General features: G+C 52.4%; 1 protein-coding gene. It reads left to right on the top strand.

What is annotated here, in order from left to right; translation table 11 throughout:
• Window positions 1-23 precede the first annotated feature (23 nt).
• Window positions 24-267: hypothetical protein (locus tag SB756_RS30820; protein WP_410913335.1), on the top strand; the 244-nt coding region annotated here is incomplete at its 3' end.

Below are 267 nucleotides of genomic sequence, written 5' to 3'. Positions count from 1 at the left end.
AACTGGCGTCGGTGGTCTCAAACATGAGCAGTGAAAGTCGCACCAGCCAGAAGCTGCGCGATTCGGCTTTTCAGCTGCTTTGCTCCAACCATTCATTTCTGAGTTACATTTCTGCGCTGGGCGCTCACCGCGATAAAATTACCGCACCCGAACTGCTAACATTGCTGGATGATACGGTTTGCTATGTGGAGGATGTGCTGCAGACGGAAGTTGTCAGCGATGAGCACGTAGAAACGATGCGCCATCAACTGGCTCAGCGAATCAGCC

It is taken from the genome of Pseudomonas sp. SIMBA_068 (assembly GCF_046534705.1).
GTDB classification, from domain to species: domain Bacteria; phylum Pseudomonadota; class Gammaproteobacteria; order Pseudomonadales; family Pseudomonadaceae; genus Aquipseudomonas; species Aquipseudomonas putida.
This window is presented reverse-complemented; position numbering and strand designations above follow the sequence as displayed.